At 57.8% G+C, this 17,730-nt stretch carries 10 protein-coding genes; 7 read left to right on the top strand and 3 right to left on the bottom strand.

Annotated features, from left to right (window positions below):
• Window positions 1-27 precede the first annotated feature (27 nt).
• Complete coding sequence (locus LJD29_RS19965) at window positions 28-4,383, top strand: cobaltochelatase subunit CobN (RefSeq protein WP_446743336.1); 4,356 nt, start codon at window positions 28-30, stop codon at window positions 4,381-4,383.
• Window positions 4,380-6,065, top strand: coding sequence for an ATP-binding protein (locus LJD29_RS19960; RefSeq protein WP_446743335.1), 1,686 nt, complete (start codon window positions 4,380-4,382; stop codon window positions 6,063-6,065). Before LJD29_RS19965 ends, LJD29_RS19960 begins: the two co-directional genes overlap by 4 nt.
• Here the strand turns inward: LJD29_RS19960 and LJD29_RS19955 are convergent.
• Window positions 6,059-6,649, bottom strand: coding sequence for a TetR/AcrR family transcriptional regulator (locus LJD29_RS19955; RefSeq protein WP_446743334.1), 591 nt, complete (start codon window positions 6,647-6,649; stop codon window positions 6,059-6,061). The two genes, LJD29_RS19960 and LJD29_RS19955, sit on opposite strands and share 7 nt — an antisense overlap.
• Before the next feature lie 161 nt (window positions 6,650-6,810).
• On the opposite strand from LJD29_RS19955, the gene LJD29_RS19950 reads away from it, so the two are divergent.
• Both LJD29_RS19950 and LJD29_RS19945 read left to right on the top strand, forming a co-directional pair.
• The gene (locus tag LJD29_RS19950) at window positions 6,811-7,695 is read left to right on the top strand and encodes an SDR family oxidoreductase (RefSeq protein ID WP_446743333.1); all 885 of its coding nucleotides are present in this window, start codon (window positions 6,811-6,813) and stop codon (window positions 7,693-7,695) included.
• 251 nt (window positions 7,696-7,946) lie between these two features.
• Complete coding sequence (locus tag LJD29_RS19945) at window positions 7,947-10,259, top strand: GH92 family glycosyl hydrolase (protein ID WP_446743332.1); 2,313 nt, start codon at window positions 7,947-7,949, stop codon at window positions 10,257-10,259.
• Between the two features lie 29 nt (window positions 10,260-10,288).
• On the opposite strand, the gene LJD29_RS19940 is transcribed toward LJD29_RS19945, so the two are convergent.
• Together LJD29_RS19940 and LJD29_RS19935 are read right to left on the bottom strand one after the other, a co-directional pair.
• Window positions 10,289-11,872, bottom strand: coding sequence for a hypothetical protein (locus tag LJD29_RS19940; protein WP_446743331.1), 1,584 nt, complete (start codon window positions 11,870-11,872; stop codon window positions 10,289-10,291).
• Window positions 11,873-11,885: 13 nt separating this feature from the next.
• The gene (locus LJD29_RS19935) at window positions 11,886-13,091 is read right to left on the bottom strand and encodes an amidohydrolase family protein (protein ID WP_446743330.1); all 1,206 of its coding nucleotides are present in this window, start codon (window positions 13,089-13,091) and stop codon (window positions 11,886-11,888) included.
• A 278-nt stretch (window positions 13,092-13,369) separates the two neighbouring features.
• Here LJD29_RS19935 and LJD29_RS19930 point away from each other — a divergent pair, with 278 nt between their 5' ends.
• The 3 genes from LJD29_RS19930 (at window position 13,370) to LJD29_RS19920 (ending at window position 17,716) form a co-directional block, all read left to right on the top strand.
• The gene (locus LJD29_RS19930; protein ID WP_446743329.1) at window positions 13,370-15,604 is read left to right on the top strand and encodes a GH92 family glycosyl hydrolase; all 2,235 of its coding nucleotides are present in this window, start codon (window positions 13,370-13,372) and stop codon (window positions 15,602-15,604) included.
• Window positions 15,605-15,779: 175 nt separating this feature from the next.
• Complete coding sequence (locus LJD29_RS19925; RefSeq protein WP_446743328.1) at window positions 15,780-16,433, top strand: helix-turn-helix domain-containing protein; 654 nt, start codon at window positions 15,780-15,782, stop codon at window positions 16,431-16,433.
• A gap of 266 nt (window positions 16,434-16,699) precedes the next feature.
• Window positions 16,700-17,716, top strand: a complete 1,017-nt coding sequence (locus tag LJD29_RS19920; protein ID WP_446743327.1) for a LacI family DNA-binding transcriptional regulator — start codon at window positions 16,700-16,702, stop codon at window positions 17,714-17,716.
• Window positions 17,717-17,730: the final 14 nt, after the last annotated feature.

Here is a 17,730-nt window from a genome sequence, read left to right as displayed (position 1 = left end):
GAATTACTTCATCGCGGAGGAAAGTTCATGACTTCCTATCGTCAGCGCGTCATCCGCGCCGATGGCCGTACGTTGAACATCGTCCAGCATCGTGGGCATCTCTCATACTGCTTCACCGGTTGCTGCTGCGGCAGAACAGAACGCGGATACGCTGAAGTTCCTGTGGATGTGTACAAGGAAGAGTGGACGAGGCGAAAGATCCGCAACCAGGTTCACCTGACCAAGGGAGGATGCCTGGGCCCATGCACGCTTGCAAATGTGGCGTCACTTGTCTTTGACGGGCACTCGGTCTGGTTCCACTCAGTGAACAGCGCCTGGCAGGTGTCACAGATATTCGACTACATCGAATCGATGCTTAAGGCAGACAGGTTTTTGAAGCCGCCTGCGGAACTGAGCGAATTCGTTTTCAATTATTACGACTGGGACGTTCGCACGCCGGCCGCGCCGATTATTGGCGCAGAAACGCAGCAGCCGGCAGGCGGAATCATGCTGCTTTCGCACGCCGATACCGACCTGTTGACTCTGGCCCGTGCCAGAGAGCTTATTCGGCCCGAGCTGGAAGTTCTTTCCTACTCCCTCAATGCCCTTCGCAGCGAAGATCAGATGGAAATGCTGCTGGCAGGGGAGATGGCACGTGCACGTGTAATCGTCCTTCGAATCCACGGACCGGTCAGCACCGTGCCCGCCTTCGAACGGCTGCGCGATCTCTGCGTGGAACGTGGACAGTCGCTGGTTCTTATCAGCGGAACCGGCGAACTGACGCCTGACTTCACGCAGACGGTCAACGTGCCTGTAGACGTGATGGAGACCGCCTCCACATATCTCGGGCTTGGCGGAGTCCGCAACTTCGTGGAGCTCTGCCATTTTCTCTCTGACCGGCTATTGCTGAGCGGGTATGGCTACGCACCGCCAGCGCCAATGCCGGAGCACGGTATCTACCTTCCTGACATGGAAGAGTCGGACATCGAGGACTGGAACCGGAGGGCTGATGTAACAAGGCCGACAGTGGCAGTCCTTTTCTATCGGGCACATCGCTTGAGCGGAAACACCGGGTTCATCGACGAGATGGCGCAGGCCATCGAAGCGCGTGAGATGAATGCGCTATGCATCTTTACCTCAAGCCTCAAGTCCCAGGAAGCCGGCAGGCCAGCGGCTTACAAGTGGATCGAAGGCCGCGCCGATGTACTCATCTCAACACTCTCGTTTGCCATCGGCGAGGTGAACACTGGAGACGTGACGGAAGCCGGCGACGCTGTTACTGCTCTCGAGAAGCTGGGAATACCGATCGTGCAGGCAATCGCCAGCGGCATGGCACGGGGCGCCTGGGAGGGCTCGCGGCGCGGACTGAACTCGCTCGACACAGCGGTGAATGTCGCAATTCCGGAATTCGACGGTCGCATCATCACGGTGCCTGTCTCGTTCAAAGAGCGCGGAGCAAAAGCCTCCGACAGCCTGTATCTCGCGCACGAAGAACGGATGGAACGTGTTGCAGGAATCGCTGCACGGCTTGCAAAGCTTCGCCGCACTCCTAACTCGGAGCGCCGCGTCGCGTTCGTGTTAACCAACTCTTCGGCAAAAGCTTCACAGGTTGGGGGAGCAGTCGGTCTCGATACTCCGGCCAGCCTGTTAACAACATTGCATGCGCTGAAAGGCCGCCGTTACAACATCACAACGCTGCCTGGTACTTCCGATGAGTTAATGCAGCAGCTCCTCGAGCGTGGAAGCTATGACGATCGCCATCCGCTGAATCATGACTACGCCGAGCGGTTTGCGCGCTCTGCTTATCGAAAGCAGTACTCGGGTTTTCCTGAGCGCGCGAAGCGAAGAATGGAGGATTACTGGGGCGAACCGCAATCCTTCGGGTTCAGCGTACGGCCTGCGAAACCGAAGACTGATAAAAAGCTCATGGGGAGCCTTGCGGGGAAGCTTGCTGCTCTCGATCACGAGCCATGGGGCGACGAGGGAAGCTATCACTTTGCAGCATTGAGCTTTGGCAATGCGATGGTCGCAATGCAGCCGCCGCGCGGATACGGCATCGATCCCGATGCGATTTATCACACCCCCGACCTGCCGCCCACGCACCACTATGCCGCGTTTTACCGCTGGCTGGGGACAGCGCAGTCAGAAGGAGGATGGGGTGCTGATGCGATTGTTCACATGGGCAAACACGGCACGCTCGAATGGCTGCCAGGTAAGGGAATCGGGCTATCCGGAGAATGCTTCCCAGACATTCTGCTTGGCGACCTGCCGCTCATCTATCCGTTCATCATCAACGATCCCGGAGAGGGCAGCCAGTCGAAGCGCCGCGCTCACGCTGTCATCGTCGATCACCTCACACCTCCGATGACCACCGCAGAGACATACGGTCTGCTTGCGGAACTCAATCAACTGGTTAACGAGTATTACACCATCGAGAAGCTCGACCCTTCAAAGCTGCCTTATCTTCAGCAGCAGATATGGGACATGGTTCAAAAAGCCAACCTCCAGGCTGATCTCGATGTGAAGACAATGCTCACGCGTGATCATGGAGATCACAAGCACGAGTGGGACGATGAGTTAACGCCGGAAGGCGTGCCGTCTACGCTTGCCGAGATGAGTGGCAACGAGGTTGCGCACCTGATTGAGGATCTCGACGGGTACCTGTGCGAGCTGGGCATGGCGCAGATTCGTGACGGGCTGCACACTCTCGGCCAGATGCCTCCATTACCGGAGATGCTCTGCTCGCTGACGCGTCTTGCAAACGCCCAGATCCCAAGTCTGCAGACGGCCATTGCAAACGCACTCGGTTTTAATATGGCGACGTTGTTGAACAACACCGGGGAAAGGCTGCCGGCAGCCCGGCTGCTGTTAGGACATACCGTTCATACCCACGCCGATGTGCTCGAAGCAATCGAGCGTGCTTCGAAAGACCTTTACACGATGCTGGAAGATCTTGGCTTCAGAGCCGATTCCGTCAGCAGTGTTCAAAATGCTGTTCTCGAGCTGGAATCAAAAGAGATTGGCGATGTGCTCGCCTTCGCCTGTTCAAGCCTTGTCCCGAAGCTCGAGATGGTTGGCGATGAAATCGATCACCTGCTCGACGCCCTAGAAGGCAGGTATGTTCCCGCAGGTCCGGCCGGTGCTCCAACACGCGGCATGGCACACATCCTGCCCACGGGCCGCAATTTCTACGCCGTCGATCCGCGTGCCCTTCCGTCGCAGGCTTCGTGGCGCGTCGGTCAACATCTGGCCAAGGAAGCTATCGACCGCTTCGTCAGGGAAGAGGGCTCTTACCCCGAGATGATGGGGCTGAGCGTCTGGGGGACCTCTCAGATGCGGACACATGGAGACGACATCGCCGAAGCCTTCGCTCTGCTCGGCGTCGCACCCAATTGGAATGCCCAGTCAAGACGCATCGACGGCATATCGATCATCCCGCTTGAAGAACTTGGCCGCCCGCGCATCGACGTGACCCTACGCATCAGCGGATTCTTCCGCGACGCCTTCCCACACCTGATCGATCTCTTCGACCAGGCCGTCTCAACGGTCATCGATTGCGATGAGCCACTCGATCGCAATTTCCCGAGAAAGCACTACCTCGCCGAGCTTGAGAAGAAGAAAGACATGCCGTTCGAGGAGGCTGAGGCACAGGCCCGCTATCGTATGTTCGGAGCGAAGCCCGGAGCTTACGGTGCCGGTATTCTGCCTTTGATCGAGACGGGGAACTGGAAAGATGAGCAGGACTTCGCGCGAACCTTCCTTGAATGGGGAGGCTATGCCTATGCTGGAAACGCAGCGGGCGTAGATGCGCGACCGGTTTTTGCCGAACGTCTGCAATCGATCCAGGTCGCTCTTCACAATCAGGACAATCGCGAACACGACATCTTCGACTCGGACGACTACTTCCAGTTTCATGGAGGCATGGTCGCCTCCATACGCGCACTGACCGGGGTGCAACCGAAAGCCTACTTCGGCGACAGCTCCAAACCGGATGCGATACACGTTCGCGATCTCGAGGAAGAAGCGTTACGCGTCTACCGCTCTCGCGTTGTCAATCCTAAATGGGTCGAAAGCATCAAGCGGCACGGTTACAAAGGGGGGCTGGAGCTTGCCGCAACCGTCGATTACATCTTCGGTTTTGACGCAACAGCACAGATTGCCCCGGACTTTGTCTATGACGGACTGGCTGAGCATTACGCGCTCTCTCCGGATATGCAGGAGTTCCTGTCGAAGTCCAACCCATGGGCGCTGAACGCCATAAGCGAGAGACTTCTCGAAGCGGCTGATCGCGGGATGTGGGAGAACCCGAATCCCGAAATGCTGGAAGCTCTGCGCGGCCTCATGCTCGAGAGTGAAGCGATCCTTGAAGCACAAGGCGAAACCAAGCGGAGAACCGCGGAATGAAACCGATGACATATCCTTTCGCAGCGATCGTCGGACAGGAGCAAATGAAGCTCGCCCTTTTGCTCTCCGCGATAGATTGGCGCATCGGAGTTCTCCTGCGAGGAGATAAAGGAGCAGGCAAAACAACGGCGGCGCGGGCCCTGGCCAGGCTACTCCCTGACCTCGCGCCCTTCATCAACCTGCCCATCGGGGTCACAGAGGACAGGCTTCTCGGTGGACTGCATCTTGAGAGCACGCTTCAAGGCAAGCCCGTCCTGAAGCCAGGATTGCTGTCACAGGCACATAGCGGCGTGCTTTACATCGACGAAGTAAATCTGCTTCCACCGCATCTCGGAGACGCTCTGCTAGATGCTGCTGCAGGCGGCGTGCATGTTGTGGAGCGAGAGGGTTTCAGCGTCGCACACGCAGCAGAGTTTGTATTGCTCGGCAGCATGAATCCAGAGGAAGGCTCGCTGCGTCCACAGCTGCTCGATCGCTTTGCTCTCTCTGTGGAAGTTGCGGCGCCGCTCGACACAGACGAACGCCGGTCGATCCTGGAGCGGCGGCTGTCTTTTGAGCGCGATCCTTCGATGTTTTCAGAACACTACGAGGGCGAACAGGAAGAGCTTAGGATCACCCTGCTTGCCGCGAGAAATCGAAGAGCATCGATCGAATGTCCCGGTTACATACTCGAAGAGATATCAAAGGCAATTTGTGCGGCGGGAGTTCGCTCACTGCGAGCAGATCTTGCGGCCGTGCGTGCCAGCATCGCCTATGCGGCCCTGATTGGTGATGCCACGGTTACAAAGCATCATCTCGATGCCATACTTCCACTGGTTCTGAACCACAGGGCAAAGGCCGGGGGCCGCTCAAATCCCTCGCCACCGCTTCCAAAACCGAAAGAATCGGCTGCTGAACCAGAGGATAAGAGTTCATCCTCTGGCAGAGAGCGGGTCTTCAAACCGTTGGAGATGAATTCAGTATCCATTCTCTTCGATTCGGATGATGCCTTACGATCGCTCAATCAACGTGAGACGGCAGCGACGCACCCCGGGCGAGTTATCGGTAGCCGAAGCACCGGTGAACCACGCGAGCTCGACGTTCGGGCAACGCTGACGCACGCATTACTTGACCGGGGAGACATTAAACCCCGCGCGAGTGATCTTCGCGAGAAGGTACGCTCTTCAGCGAGTGGCACGCGATACATCGTGCTCATTGATTCGAGCGGATCCCATGCGGAACAGGAAAAGATGTGCCTTGTGAAAGGCGCCACACTCGCAATGTTGCGCCGTTCGTTTCAGGAGAATGATGAAGTAGTGCTCATCGCGTTCCGTGGAACCGCAGCTCAGGTGTTGCTCGAACCTTCACGTCAGATTGAAGACGTAGAGGTAGCGCTGGAGTACCTGCCGACAGGTGGCCGGACACCTCTGGCGCACGCTCTTGAGCTGGCAAAAACCTACCTGACTCCGGTTTCGCTTCTCATCGTAATGAGCGACGGTCGAGCAAACGTGCCTCTGCGAGATGGAGACCCATGGCAGGAAGCGCTCGAGATCGCGTCCTCTCTTCAATGCCGAGCTCTGATCGTCGATACCGAAACCGGGAATCGGCTTCTTCATCGATCCTCGGCGCTCGCAGAAGCAATCCGGGCAACCATGGTCTCCTTAGCTGACCTGAGCACGCTCGATAAGCTGTCAATTCACTGAGCGTTTTTGGGGGACGGACGTGAGCCGTCGATGAGGATGCCGACGAGCCGGCGAGCACTCTCCTCCCAGCCCGGTATTGCTGTCGTATGGAAAATGCCTACGAGAGCCCGGATGAAATCATTCGGATCGGTGTCCGCGCGCAGGTCGCCGTTTGCAACGGCGCGCTCCACCGCACGAAAAAAAGCGGGGTGAATGCGGTCGCGCGAGCCTTCGATGAGTCGCGTTGAGCCGCCATCCACAATCTCCATTGCCGGAATGATCAGTTTCTTCTCGGCCACGTGATCGATGAAGAGCAGCATCCAGGTGCGCAGGGCCTCCAGCGGAGGCTTTGTGGCTGCGAGCCGTTCTTCTGCGGCCGCGAGCTTCTCCACCTCGCTCCGATAAACCGCTTCGATGAGTGCTTCGCGGGTAGGAAAATGCCGGTAAAGCGTGGCAGAGCCGATTCCGGCCTTGCGGGCGATATCGTCGAGGCTGGCCGCTGCACCATCGCGAGTGAAGGCTTTCTTTGCGAACTCCAGGATCAGTTCGCGATTTCGCTGCGCATCAGCGCGAACTTTGCGTTCAGGTTGAGTAGAAGCGGGCATCGTTTTCGCTACCGGAACCGTTTACAGAAATAAATTTTGCAACCGGGGACTGTCCCCACTTATCTCTATATGCGGGGACTGTCCCCGTTTTATAGAGCGGGGGCGCAGAAGTCAACCCGGCGCGACCCAGATTGCGCTAATAACGGCAGGAGATGACGACAATGCGTGTATTCGTAACAGGTGCGACAGGATTTATCGGAACTGAGCTGGTGAAGGAGCTGATCGCTGCTGGCCACCAGGTGCGCGGCCTAACGCGCAGCGATGCGGGGGCGGGGCAGCTGAAGGCTGTGGGGGGTGAAGTACATCGCGGCGATCTCACAGATCTAGCCAGTCTGCGAAGCGGTGCGAAAGGGATGGACGTGGTGGTTCACCTCGCATTCAGCCACGACTTCTCGAAGTTTGCACAGAATGCAGAAGACGAGAAGCAGGCAATTGAGGCACTGGGATCAGCGATGGAACCTGGCAAGCTGCTGGTGGTGACCTCGGGCACCGGGCTGGCGAGCGGCGGCCCCGGCCACCTGCGCGTGGAAAGCGACCCGCCGGCTAGCCACCAGGCCATTCCGCGCAGACCTGAGCAGACTGCTAAGGCGGTATCTGAAAAGGGGGTGCATGTGGCGATTGTCCGCCTGCCGCAAGTGCACGACACTCGCAAGCAGGGATTGGTGCCTCTGTTGACCCAGACGGCTCGCGAGAAGGGCGTCTCCGCATACGTAGGCAACGGTGCTAATCGCTGGGCAGCCGCTCCGCTGAAGGCAGTGGCCGAACTCTATCGCCTGGTGGTAGAAAAAACTGGTCCCGGCTATACGGTCTATCACGCAGTAGACGAAGAGGGTGTCGCAATTAAGGATGTTGCGGAAACGATTGGCAAGGGGCTCAATGTACCCGTTGTTTCAATCGCACCGGAACAAGCTGCCGAGCACTTTGGCTGGTTTGCCGGCTTCGCAGGTCTCGACATGCCGGCCTCGAGCGAATGGACCCGGAAGACGCTGGGTTGGGAGCCAGTCGGGCCCGGTCTGATCGAAGACCTGACCAACATGAAGTACTAAAGGCAGTCAGAGATTTTACGTAACCATGGCCTGCGCATTTGTTCGCGTGGGCCATGAATTATTTGCAGCCGGTAGATTTGAAAGTCGCAAGCATCAGATAGAAAACAACCGCCCGAACGCGTGCCATCCATTATGAGGCTTGCAAGAACTTCATGGCGTCAGCAAAAAGCTCCGCTGAGATTCACATGGTATCGTTTCCACATGCCGCTTTGAAGTCTCCGGGCGGATCCTGACGAGTGAGGAAGAGAAGCATGTTTAAGAGACCGGCGAAGGGTTTTTGCGCGCCGCTATTGATGTTGTTTGCGGTGACGTCTGTTCTGCCTGTTGCTGCTGCTGCCGGTGAAGCCAATGGCGGACCTGCCGGGAAGGTCAATCCGTTTATCGGAACCGGTAAGGGTCCTGGCGACAGCGAAAACCTGTTTCCGGGGGCAGTTGTACCGTTTGGAATGGTGCAGCTAAGTCCCGATACCGAAGACAAGGGCCTCGGATATCACTACTATCAGGACTCCCTGAAAGGATTCAGCATGACCCACATGAGCGGTGTGGGCTGCGCCAACGAAGGTGAGGTCTCCGTAACGGCGACGACCGGAGCGGTGGTTACAGACAAGGCTGGCCTCGAATCGCCGTACTCGCACGACCAGGAGTCGGCTTCACCGGGCTATTACCAGGTTCGCCTGAAGCGCTGGGATGTGAATGCCGAGCTGACCGCGACCGAGCGCACCGGCATGCTGCGCTTTACGTTTCCTGCCGGGAAGACAGCGAACATCGTAGTGCCGATCAGCCATACGCTGAACAACACAAGCAGCGCAGAGATTCACATGACAGGCGACCGCGAGATGGAAGGCTATGTCGAAAATCAGGTCTTCTGCGACGCGAAAGGCACGTACAAGGTTTACTTTGTCATCCGCTTCGACCATTCTTTCGCGGAGTCGGGCACGTGGAACGGAACGCTGAAGGGCGGCGCGGCTTCGCCGAATCCGGAAGTGAAAGCAGTAAAGCAGACGAACCATGAGCAGTGGGTAGGCGCGTATGCAAGCTGGCCATCGGCAGCGCAGGCTCAGACTGTCACCGCGCAGATCGGAATCTCCTATGTCGACCTGGAGGGTGCGCGGAACAACCTCAAGTCCGAGGCCGAGGGCAAGAGCTTCGACCAGATTCATAGCAGTGCGGTAGCCTCGTGGAACAAGGCCCTGAGTGTGATCGAAGCCACGGGAGGGTCTGAGACGCAGCAGCGCGTCTTCTATACAGGGCTCTATCACAGCCTTCTGATGCCGAGCATCCTGAGCGACGTGGACGGCCGGTACATCGGCTTCGACGATGCGATTCACAATGTGAAGCCAGGACACGAGCTCTACGGAAACTTCTCCGGCTGGGACATCTACCGGGACCAGATGCCGCTCGTAGCAATGATCGACCCGAAGCGCATGGAGGACATGGCTGACTCCGTCGCCCTGATGTACAAGCAAGGTGGTTGGATCGATCGTTGGCCGCAGATCAACCGGTACACGAACATCATGGCGGGAAGCCCGTTGACGGTGATCGTGAGCACCGCGTGGCTCGACGGACTCCATGACTTCGATATGAAGACGGCCTGGGAGGGCATGTACCGTGACGCGACCGAGCCCGCGCCGGCTGGCAAGCCTTACCAGGGGCAGATCGGCATCGACTGGATTAACAAGCTGCATTATGCGCCGAACGATAAAGTCGAGTACGGATCGGTTTCGCAGATCCAGGAAGACGTGATTGCCTATGCCTCGCTTTACCGGCTGGGCAAAGCGCTCGGCAAGACGGCGGAAGCGAAGACCATGTACGATCGCTCGCTGTATTACCGCAATGTCTTCGATCCGGAGACACGCTTCTTCCGGCCGAGGAACGCTGACGGCTCGTGGGTGCCGATCTTCGACCCAGCGGAAGAGTGGCATGGCTTCATCGAGGGTTCCGGCTGGCATTATCAATGGTTCGAGCCCACAGACATGGCCTGGGTGGTGAAGTCGATGGGGCAGGATCTCTTCAATAAGCGCCTGACGAACTTCTTCGATTACGAATATCCAAGCTGGTTCGGGCAATACTACAACCCCTACAACGAAACCGACCTGCAGGCGCCTTTCGAGTTCAATTTCTCCGGCAAGCCGTGGGAGACGCAGAGGGTTGTACGCCGCGTGCTGAAGGAGAACTATCCTGACACTCCGGATGGCATTCCCGGTAATGACGATTGCGGCGCGATGTCATCGTGGGCAGTGATGAGCATGATGGGCTTCTACTCGGTCGATCCCACCAGTCTCGCCTACGAGCTGACCAGCCCGGTCTTCCCAAAGGTCGTTATTCATCTGAATGCGCCATACAAGGGCAGGACCTTCACCATCGAGTCCTCTCCTGATCCTGAACACCTGCCGTACATTCAGAGCGTCGAGCTGAATGGAAAGGCACACGCAAAGAACTGGATCCGCTTCCAGGATATGACCGACGGTGGCGCGATCAGGTTCACGCTCGGAGCAGAGCCAAACAAGTCATGGGGAGCGCAGCCGCAGGACGCTCCGCCATCCTTAAGTGAGGAGAAGCCCTAAAAACCGTCAGCCTTCGAGGCAAAGGCTGACTATACCCCGTGCCGCAGATTTCCCCTCAGCGTCAGCGAGCCGTCTTCATTCAGCTTCTGGCGACAGGCCCACGGCACGGGATAGCGCATGCCTTTGACCTCGATCTCTGCACGGAGTTTTGTTCCTTGCCATTTCACCCCGGCAGGCAGCACAAACTGTGCCTGCCGTATCTTTCCCGGTAGCGGATAACCTGCATCCAGGCATCCGCTCACCAGTTGTCTGCCATCTTCGCTCTCCACCGTCACGCGAAGCACGCCCGGCACTCCCGCAATGCCGTCGTTTGCAAAGCCCACGATCAGTCCTGTGTAGCTGCCTGTCTCATAGCTCCAGATGAACGAAGGCCGCACTCGAAATCCGATACGGCGGTGAATACGGTTGAACCATTCCGGATACGCAGCGTAGTAGCGTTGCAAATTCTGCGCGCTGATGTTGTGAAAGTTCCAGAGCGACCAGTAATTCGCGCCGATATCCATTACGTGCGCGATCATATTCTCTGCCGGTGAAACACCGTCGTCGCTGGGCTGCGTGTCAGGAGGCTTTCCCGGCAAGCCCTGCTCGAGCAAAGCGCCGATCCACGGAGGGCGGTTACTCAATGCCTCGATCTGCTCGTTCTCGATGAAGATAGTGTCGCTGCGAATCCAGTTATTGCTGCGCACCGTGCGGTCCAGCAACTCGGAGTTGCCCACCCGGCTGAAGTCCGGCTGCGTGTTCGTCAGGAGTGGAGTCTTCGTAAAGTGCTCAAGCTGAACCTCGAGCATCTTCGTCCATGTGCGTTCCGCGGTCTGGTAATCGGGAAAGGGATTGTTGCTAAAGGGCCATGTGTGGCCTTCGCCCCAGAAGCCATACATGAACGTATCGATGAACTCGACATGAGGACTGCCGTTGAATTCAGCAGCCATGCTTCCCACCAGGTCAGCAAAGGCGCTCTGAAAGAAGGGATCGTCAAAGCGCGGCTGATACTTGCTGTGAGGGTTATCGATGAATCGCTGTCCTGCCTTTCGGTCTTCTCCGCTCGCGTTATTCAGAACAAGATCCACCTTCGGCACGCGTTCCAGCACGAAATCCGGCAGAGCAGCACTGTGTGTATGGTCCGGAGCACTCATTTGTACGCGCAGGCCCACGCGCTTGTTGTATTTCCTGCTCAGCTCGAAGACCTGCTTCACATAATCCGGCAGCTGGAGCGGCCCGGGCTTGGGCTGCACCTCTCGCCATGTAGGCCGGATATACAAAACATCTCCGAGTGAAAACTTCACCAGGTCTTCAATCGCCTGGGGTATGTTGCCGGACTTGATCTCCTCCGTCCCCATGTCGGCCGTAATATATGTAACCAGGCCTTTGCCATAGTGCGGCACCGGATCGTCCGACGGCGTTGTCGCCATTACGACTTCGTCTGATGGAATCGCGGCGTCCGGCTCGTACTGCGGGAACGGCCCCTGATTCAGCCGGTCGTGTACCTCTGGCCCAGAGCCGAAGTTGTAATCGTTCCAATTGTGGGCACGAACCATGCCCTCAGCTTTGCCCACCGCCAGATTCAGACCCCCGGCAAGCATCGCACCGCTTTTCAGGAAATCCCTGCGCCGCATCGAATCCTCTCCTTTATGCGTTCATGCCCAGCTGACGCGCAGCGTTCTCGTGGTAAACCTTCCGCAATATTGTCTCGCTCAGATCGATGCCATAGATGCGCCACCGTCCCTGCGGAGGAATATCCGAAGGAGCGTAGTCGAAGTACTCATCATCGGTTTCGAGAAAGCGATAGTAGATCTCATAAAGTCTGTCGTTGAAGACCTGCTGCGGATAGGAATCTCCATGCGGCGTCGCATCCGTGCCCAGCACGATCCGGTCCTGATATTTGTCGAAGAACTTCCGCGCTGTACGCGGCTGTCGTCCCAACTCGCCGATTCTCGCGGCAAGGTCGACATGCATATTGGGGAAGCGGTCAAGGCACGCGGTGACATCTCCAAGGTCCTCCGCATGATTGCCTACATGCAGCACTACGAAGTTCGTCTTCGGATGCCGTGCCAGAATGCGATTGCGGGCCTCGAGGATCTCCGCCACAGTCGGAAAATCGCGGCCATAAAACGACCAGTCAGGGTGATGGCTCAGCTCTTCATACCGCTCGTTGAAGCGGTCAGTCGGCAGAAAGAACGCCTCCGGGTCGGCAACGTGGATCGCTACCGGCATGCCGAGCTGGCCGCAGGCGTCCCACATAGGGTCGAACCTGGGATCGTCCACACGCACCAGCTTTCCTGTCGTGATGTTCTCGCGCAGATAGAGTCCAAGCGTCTTCAAGATCTTCAATCCGCGTGCGCCGTCCTGATGCGCACGCGCGATTGCGTCCGCCTGAATCTGCGTATACTTGGGCTCTCTCCAGAACTCGTAACAGGGCTCAGTAAAAGTGACGAAGCGGCCGGGATAGGCGCGATCGTACTTCGCAATCGTCTCGCGAAGCCCCTCTCCGTAACCGCCGGTCAGGTTCACCATGGTGCGGATATTCTTGCGATCCATCACCGCGACCAACGGTGCAGGGGGAGAGGCATACGTCCGCGCCGAAACCATCGCGACACCGTTCACGGTTCTTGCCGAGTGGCTGAGATGGGTGTGGAAGTCGATCACCGGGAATTTTGCCCGTGGCACGTGGGTTTCCTTTACTTTCAACATGCTCTTCGGCTGGAAGTCCTCGAGCGCCAGTGCGCAAGGGCGGCCTTTGACCGGTGCTTCCGCAGGAGCGGCCGGTACGACTCCTCGTTGTAGAGCCGCGCCCGCCAGCATGCTTGCTCCGCGAAGCCAATCACGGCGATTCATGATGCCTCCCCCATTTCGGCCGCTACATGAAATGCTTCGAGGCCATTTTCGATAGAGAAAGACAGTAACAGGAAGGAGGGGAAATCCAAAGAGAAACATAAGCGAGAGGTAGATGGGGACGGGGTCGCTTCGCCTGACACCGCTTATCTGGCAATTCATCTGCCGGCGGAGTCGGTGCCTATTTCCGGGACGAGCTGGTGACGCGCATGACCCGAACGCGGTGAGCAGGAGCCCAGGAGCGTGGCGTTGGGGCAGCGGCGACGATACAATTTCTCCTGATGAACAGGCTTGCAACTGCCCTTGTAATTCTTCTGGCAGGCTCTTTTTCCTGCCTCTCCGCTCAGAATGACGCCGTGTCCTATGTGAATCCGCTGCTCGGCAGTCAGCGCAGCGCCATCGGCTATGGCGGCACCATGCCATTCGTGACGGCGCCATTCGGCATGACGGACTGGACGCCGCAGACCAGGCAGAACAAGATCAGCGTAACGTCGTACAACTTTGACGACGCGACCATCTCGGGATTCATCGGCACGCATCAGCCGGCCATCTGGATGGGTGATTATGGATACGTGACCGTAATTCCGCAGGTTGGGGAATTGCGCACCACACCGGAATCGCGCAAGCTGGCCTACAGCCACGCGTCGGAAACAGCTCAGCCGGACTACTATCGCGTCTCGCTTGACGCGGGCGCGAATGGCAGGATTCAGGCAGAGCTCACGGCAACCGAGCGCTGCTCCATCTTCCGTTTTACCTTTCCAGAGACGGGAAAAGCCCGTGTCATCGTCGAAGCATCGCGGCCCGGCATCGCGGGCATGGCCGCGGTCGATCCTGCAACCCGGGAAATCTCCGGCTTCAATCCGCATCGCATGGATGCGCACCTGGGGCCATTGGCGCTGAAGAACTTCAAAGGCTACTTCGTCGTCCAGTTTCAGCAGGCGCCCGAGGACATGAAGACCTACGGCATGGGCGATGCCACTGCCGCTTCAAGCCGTGGCGCCTACGCGGAGTTCAAACCCGGGCAGACGATCCAGGTTCGTGTCGGGACATCGTTCATCAGTGTTGAGCAGGCCCGTGAAAATCTTCGGAGGGAAATTCCCGCCTGGGATTTCCAGGCAGTGCGCAAGAATCTTCACGCCGTCTGGAACCAGAAGCTATCGCGGCTTCAAATGCCCGAAGCGAAGGATGACGAGAAGCGGCTGCTGTACACGGCGATGTACCATACGCTGCTCTACCCGCGCGTCTTCTCCGAATATGGCCGCTATTACAGCGCCTTCGACGACAAGATACACTCCGGAGAAAGTTATACCGCCTACTCCATCTGGGACACTTTCCGCGCCGAGAACAGCTGGCTGACGTTGGTTGCTCCGGAGCGAATCGACGGCATGATCACGGCCCTTCTGCAGAACTTCAGGGAAGGCGGCTGGATGCCCAAGTGGCCGAATCCCAGCTACACCAACATCATGATTGCAACGCACGCCGATTCGCTCGTCGCCGAAGCCTTCAGGAAAGGCTTTCATGGCTTCGACCAGCAGCTCGCATGGCAGGCGGTTTACAAAGACGCCATGACGCCGCCCGATGGAGATACCACGCGCCGTTGGCTGGACCGCGAAGAGCATACTCCTTACGAGGCCCGCGCCGGTCTCACCTACTATAAGCAGCTCGGCTACATTCCGACGGACAGGACCGACGAAGCCTCTTCCCGGACACTGGAAGACAGCTATGACGACTGGTGTGTAGCCCAGATTGCGAAAGCGCTAGGACGAACCGAGGATTATCAGTTCTTCCTGAAACGCTCGCTGAATGACCGCAACCTCTACAACCCGGCATTAGGGCTCATGAACGGCAAGACATCCGACGGCAAGTGGGCGCCGATCGGTGGCACAAGGGACGATCCCGGTAACCGCGGTGTTTCGGGATGGACAGAGGGCGACGCCTGGGTCTACACATTTTCGCCATTCCATGACCAGGCAGGATTGATCCAGTTGATGGGCGGGGCAGAAAACTACGACCGGAAGCTCGATCAACACTTTAGTGGCGGCCACAACGTACACAGCAATGAGCCAAGTCATCATTATGGTTATTTGTATGACTTTGGCGGAGAGCCGTGGAAGACTCAGGCGATGGTCCGAAAAATCGCCGCGAAGGAATACGACGCGACTCCCGGCGGGCTCGATGGCGACGACGATTGCGGCCAGATGTCAGCGTGGCTGCTGTTTACCGCGATGGGATTCTATCCGGTGAATCCGGCAAGCGGGGAATATATGATTGGGAGCCCGATGTACGGGAAGATCTCGCTCTCGCTGCAGAATGGAAAGACTTTTCGCGTCGAGGCGGTCAACAACTCGGCGGCGAACGTTTATATCCAGTCGGCCACCCTGAATGGGAGGCCCCTCGATATCCCGGTAATCACGTGGGAGCAGATCCAGGCCGGAGGCATTCTGCATTTTGTGATGGGGAGCAAGCCATCCCAATGGGGAAGCCACTGGAAACCGCTGCCGGTTTCCGTCCATTAAATTTATTGAAAGCCCGAGGGTTGTCTTCTCGACATTGCCGGCTGCGCTGGATGGTTTCACCTATTCCGGCTGCCGTCGACTACCCGGTACACTAGGTAGAGTCATCGTAATCGACGAATCAATATCCTGTGGTTCGACTCGGCCTAAAGCCGACGGGAAAGGTGGACGCAAAAAGATGTTCGACGCAGAGGCCAGGGAGGCCTGGGAAGAACAGGTCGAGAATGCCATTGTGGCGGCAGGAATTGGCGGTAAGATTCGTCGACTTCGCCTTAAACGCTCCATGGGGCTGGTCGATTTAGGGCGGAGAACCGGCCTTTCGGCGAGCTTTCTTTCTCAGCTTGAGACAGGGCGCGTCGTTCCGACTCTAAGGAACCTCTCCCGCATCGCGTTGGTCTTCGAGCGAAACCTGGATTACTTCTTCGAGACCGCTAACCGGAACTGCTTCAGGATTTCGAGAGGGAAGGTCAGATCGCGGCTCACGATCAATAATCGGTCGGGGTCCATGATCTCGGAGAGCATGAGCGCGCTGATTCCGGACCGGAGCCTGGTGCCGTGCATTGCGGAGTTTCCAGTGAGCGATGCGGACTCTTCCTTTTTCCCGGAGATCTTTGACGGCGAAGAGTTCGCATACGTCATGGAGGGCTCGGTTGTATTCATTTCAGCATCGAGAGAAGAGATTCTCGCTCCCGGAGATGTTCTATGGGCACAGGGAGGCGCTGAGCGGGAGTACAGGTGCAAGGCCGGGGAGAGCGTGAAGGTCATGATTTTGACCTGTCCCCAGGCCGGCGGCAGGCGCGTCCTGCCTCGAAGGGAAGCCAAAGGCCTGTAGCATCCCTATCCGGCCGGATCGAAGTCGATGAAGTTGCCGGAAGCCTGCGCATCGGGATTGCCAAAAGCCAACTTGAGATCGCGGGCTACGAGGCCCGCGAAAAGCTTCAGATTGTGACGATCTGAATGCCGAATCGGCTTTCACGGGCGGCAGCTATGTCGTTGTAACTGACTTATCTTCCGTGCAGGTTGATGTCATAATGTCGGTTGGCCGCTGTTGTGCGCGGGCCATTGTTAGAACGCGTAAGAAGGACGTCAAACTACCTGATGAACATCCGTAGGAGTCGCCCTACTCTCCATGATGTTGCAAGAGCAGCCGGAGTCGGCACCACCACCGTCTCTCGTGTAATCAACGGTGGCCATTATGTTGGCCCGGAGATGCTGGCGCGGATTCAGCGCGTCATGAAAGAGCTCGGATACCAGCCGAATGTCGCCGCCCGTTCGCTGAAGAGTGACCGTTCCCGTACCATCGGTCTGATTGTTCCATCGATTACCGATCCTTTCTTTGCCCGGTTCGCATCCGTGGCGGAAGTGCATGCGCGACGCAAGGATTATGTCCTGCTTCTGCTCACCTCCCAGGACAAGGCGCAGCTGGAGCTCGAGGATCTGCAGATCCTGGAACGTCACCGCGTAGATGGGCTTCTTCTGGTTCCTCCACGTTCCAGTTCCAAGGCGTTGCTGCAGAATCTGCGCCGCCTTTCCGTACCTATCGTGGCCTTCGATCGCCCCATTGCGAGCAGGGAGTTCTCGAGCGTTGTCTCGGATAACAACACCGCTGCCCAGCACGCCGTGCGTCATCTCATCCACCATGGCCGCAAGCGGATCCTTTGCCTGGGCGGTGATCCGAACCTTCATACCATCAGGGAACGAATGAAAGGTGCTACCACGGCTTTGAAGGCGGCCGGCCTCGACGTGCTGGCCGAGATGGAAGCCGCAGATTATCCGTCCGCCGAAGCGGCGATCATGAAGCACATGTCGGCGAAGGGCAAGATCGACGCGATCTTCGGCCTCTACAACCAGTCGACAATTCTTGCTTATGAGGTCATGCAGAACCACGGTATCCGGGTTCCTGAGCGCGTAAGCCTGATAGGGTTCGACGACTTCGCACTGGCTGCCACGCTTCGTCCTTCGATCACCGTGGTCAGGCAGGCGATCGAGGAGCTTGCACAAACAGCGACGCAGCTCCTGCTCAGCCACATGGCAGGAGAGAACAACTCACCGCAGCATATCGAGGTAGCCTCGAACCTCGTGATCAGGCAATCGTGCGGTTGCACGACTGCCTGATCCCCGGCCTGCGC

This window comes from Silvibacterium acidisoli (genome assembly GCA_022870745.1).
In the GTDB taxonomy this organism is placed as follows: Bacteria; Acidobacteriota; Terriglobia; order Terriglobales; family Acidobacteriaceae; genus Silvibacterium.
Note: the sequence above shows the minus strand (reverse complement) of the source record. Positions and strands in the feature narration are given on the sequence as shown.

Excerpts from the sequence above, each read along its gene's own strand:
- LJD29_RS19965 (WP_446743336.1), top strand. The coding sequence starts at position 28 with ATGACTTCCTATCGTCAGCGCGTCATCCGCGCCGATGGCCGTACGTTG.
- LJD29_RS19960 (WP_446743335.1), top strand. The coding sequence starts at position 4,380 with ATGAAACCGATGACATATCCTTTCGCAGCGATCGTCGGACAGGAGCAA.
- LJD29_RS19955 (WP_446743334.1), bottom strand. The coding sequence starts at position 6,649 with ATGCCCGCTTCTACTCAACCTGAACGCAAAGTTCGCGCTGATGCGCAG.
- LJD29_RS19950 (WP_446743333.1), top strand. The coding sequence starts at position 6,811 with ATGCGTGTATTCGTAACAGGTGCGACAGGATTTATCGGAACTGAGCTG.
- LJD29_RS19945 (WP_446743332.1), top strand. The coding sequence starts at position 7,947 with ATGTTTAAGAGACCGGCGAAGGGTTTTTGCGCGCCGCTATTGATGTTG.
- LJD29_RS19940 (WP_446743331.1), bottom strand. The coding sequence starts at position 11,872 with ATGCGGCGCAGGGATTTCCTGAAAAGCGGTGCGATGCTTGCCGGGGGT.
- LJD29_RS19935 (WP_446743330.1), bottom strand. The coding sequence starts at position 13,091 with ATGAATCGCCGTGATTGGCTTCGCGGAGCAAGCATGCTGGCGGGCGCG.
- LJD29_RS19930 (WP_446743329.1), top strand. The coding sequence starts at position 13,370 with ATGAACAGGCTTGCAACTGCCCTTGTAATTCTTCTGGCAGGCTCTTTT.
- LJD29_RS19925 (WP_446743328.1), top strand. The coding sequence starts at position 15,780 with ATGTTCGACGCAGAGGCCAGGGAGGCCTGGGAAGAACAGGTCGAGAAT.
- LJD29_RS19920 (WP_446743327.1), top strand. The coding sequence starts at position 16,700 with ATGAACATCCGTAGGAGTCGCCCTACTCTCCATGATGTTGCAAGAGCA.